Here is a 2,919-nt window from a genome sequence, read left to right as displayed (position 1 = left end):
CTCCCGCGCGGCAACCGCGCTTCTTAACAAACGAATGAATTGACATGTGTGGTGCTGAACTGAAAGCGTTACCGGAGGGCGTGCAGCGGGTTGCCGCTGTACTGCTGGACAGCGGCCACCTGCATGCACCCGTCATGCTCGACGATGCCGCGCGCACCGCGCAGCAGGCAGCCGATGCACTGGGTGTGCAGGTGGGCCAGATTGCCAAGAGCATTATTTTTCGCCGAAAGTCTGACGATGCCGCCGTGCTGGTGGTGACGTCCGGCGACCAACGGGTTGATGAAAAAAAGGTCGAGGCCATGGTGTGTATCGATGGCAAGCGCCTGGCACGGGCCGATGCGGAGTTTGTGAAGGCGCGCACGGGGTTCTCCATAGGCGGTGTGTCGCCGCTGGCGCATGCCACGCCCTCCGTGACGCTGATTGACCGCTCGCTGTTCCGCTTTGAAACCGTGTGGGCGGCCGCGGGCCATCCGCATGCGGTGTTCCAGCTGTCGCCGCAGGAGCTTGAGCTGCTGACGGGCGCGCCGGTGGCAGACTTTGCGGTGAATGTGGACGAAGACAAACTGGCGAGGAAGCACGCGATCGAACTGGTCTCTCTGCGCGCGGCCACACTCGATAATGAGCCGGACGTTCCGTCGCCCTGCATTTCCGTGTGCCGCATGAACGCGGCGTCGGGCCTGTGCGAAGGCTGCTTTCGCACGCGCGATGAAATCGCGCAGTGGAGCGGGGCCGACGACACCGCAAAGCGCCATATCTGGACATCCATAGGGCAGCGCATGGCTGCGGTGCAGCCATGACCGGCGAGAACACAACGATGAAGCCGGCAGCCGGTGATGCGCCCGCGATCAAGCACATCACATGCTACTTCGACGTCATTTCGCCCTATGCCTTTTTGGCTTTTGAGCGCCTTCCAGAAGCGCTGAAGGGTGTGAGCTACAGCGTGGCGTACACGCCGGTGCTGTTCGCGGGCATGCTCAAGCACTATGGCCAGCTGGGCCCTGCGGAGATCGTCCCCAAACGCGACTGGACCTACCGGCAGGTGCTGTGGCTGGCGCACAGCCTGGGTATCGCGATGAAGATGCCGGCCAGCCATCCCTTCAACCCCTTGCCTTTGCTGCGCCTGGCTGTGRCCTGCGGCCCCGAGGGGCAGGGCGGTGCACCTAACCGCTATGCGTGCGAAACCATCTTTCGCCATGTCTGGGGCGAAGGCGGTGAAGCCGGCGATGCGGCCCGTTACGAAGCGCTGCTCAAGCAGCTTGCGCCGGCGCGCGATGTGCAGGGCGAGGGCGTGAAGGCGCAGCTTAAAAGCAATACGGAAACGGCGATTGCCAAAGGCGTTTTTGGTGTGCCGGCGTTTGAGGTCGACGGCAAAATTTTCTGGGGCCTGGATGCGTTGCCGATGCTGCGCGAGTACCTGCTCGGCAGCCCCTGGTTTGAGGGTGATGGCTGGAATGCCGCGTGTAAGGTTGCGACGGGCATCAAACGCGGTACCTAAGAAGGTTTTAAGCGTTTTCCCTGAGGTGCTTCGCATGCTGAAAAGTTCTTCAAGGGTTTCCCCTTGACTTGTCAGCCACGCATAAGTTTCGTGAAAGCTCCTGTTAGTTTCACGTCAGAGCTAGGTCAGCCACAACCAAAATAATGAAGGTAGCTTCCATACCGGAAGTCTCATTATTTTGGAGACAACATCATGGCAACAGCCGTCGACAACAGGCCGATGACAGCCGAGCAGAAGAAGGTGATTTTCGCCTCCTCGCTCGGCACCGTATTTGAGTGGTACGACTTCTACCTCTACGGTTCATTGGCAGCCATCATTGCCAAGCAGTTCTTCAGCGGACTGGATGCAGGCTCTGCCTTCATCTTTGCGCTGCTCGCTTTTGCAGCCGGCTTCATCGTGCGCCCCTTCGGCGCGCTGGTGTTCGGCCGCCTGGGCGACATGATCGGCCGCAAGTACACCTTCCTGGTCACCATCGTGATCATGGGCTTGTCGACCTTCATCGTCGGCCTCTTGCCCAACTATGCATCCATCGGTGTCGCCGCTCCGGTGATCCTGATTGCCCTGCGCATGCTGCAAGGCCTGGCGCTCGGCGGTGAATACGGCGGTGCAGCTGTCTATGTGGCCGAGCACTCGCCACAGGGCAAGCGCGGCGCCTACACCTCCTGGATCCAGACCACAGCCACGCTGGGCCTGTTCCTGAGCCTGCTGGTCATCCTGGGTGTGCGTACCGCCATGGGCGAAGTCGCATTCGCCGACTGGGGCTGGCGCATTCCGTTCATCGTGTCCATCCTGCTGCTGGCCGTGTCGGTCTACATCCGGTTGTCGATGAACGAATCCCCTGCCTTCCAGAAAATGAAGGCTGAGGGCAAAACCTCCAAGGCACCGTTGTCCGAATCTTTCGGCCAGTGGAAAAACCTGAAGATCGTGATCCTGGCGCTGATCGGCCTGACCGCCGGCCAGGCTGTGGTGTGGTATTCCGGCCAGTTCTACGCGCTGTTCTTCCTGACGCAGGCGCTCAAGGTCGACGGCCCCACGGCCAACATCCTGGTGGCTTATTCGCTGATCCTGGGTACGCCTTTCTTCGTGATTTTCGGGACGCTGTCCGACAAGATCGGCCGCAAGCCCATCATCATGGCCGGCTGCCTGCTGGCTGTGGTCACCTACTTCCCGGTGTTCACCGCGCTGACCAAAGCCGCCAATCCTGACCTGGCCGCGGCACAAGCCAAGAACAAGGTGGTTGTGACCGCCGACCCGAAAGAGTGCTCGTTCCAGTTCAACCCGACCGGCACCGTCAAATTCACCAGTTCCTGCGACATCGCCAAGCAGGTGCTGGCAGGCGCTTCGGTGAGCTATGACAACGTTGTCGCACCCGCCGGCACCGTGGCCACCATCAAGATCGGCGAAACCGCCATCTCCAGCTACAC

The 2,919-nt window shown here is 60.9% G+C and carries 3 protein-coding genes; all 3 read left to right on the top strand.

All coding sequences use genetic code 11. The features are described from left to right. The first annotated feature begins 44 nt into the window (after positions 1-44). Positions 45-797, top strand: a complete 753-nt coding sequence (locus tag AC1DWI_RS18520; RefSeq protein ID WP_477670069.1) for a YbaK/EbsC family protein — start codon at positions 45-47, stop codon at positions 795-797. 47 nt (positions 798-844) lie between these two features. Beyond that, positions 845-1,495, top strand: coding sequence for a 2-hydroxychromene-2-carboxylate isomerase (locus AC1DWI_RS18515; protein ID WP_477725408.1), 651 nt, complete (start codon positions 845-847; stop codon positions 1,493-1,495). A 192-nt stretch (positions 1,496-1,687) separates the two neighbouring features. After that, on the top strand, positions 1,688-2,919 hold a 1,232-nt coding region (locus tag AC1DWI_RS18510), incomplete at its 3' end, for an MFS transporter (RefSeq protein WP_477725407.1).

Source organism: Polaromonas sp. P3_C2 (assembly GCF_056402675.1).
Note: the sequence above shows the minus strand (reverse complement) of the source record. Positions and strands in the feature narration are given on the sequence as shown.

Excerpts from the sequence above, each read along its gene's own strand:
- AC1DWI_RS18520 (WP_477670069.1), top strand. The coding sequence starts at position 45 with ATGTGTGGTGCTGAACTGAAAGCGTTACCGGAGGGCGTGCAGCGGGTT.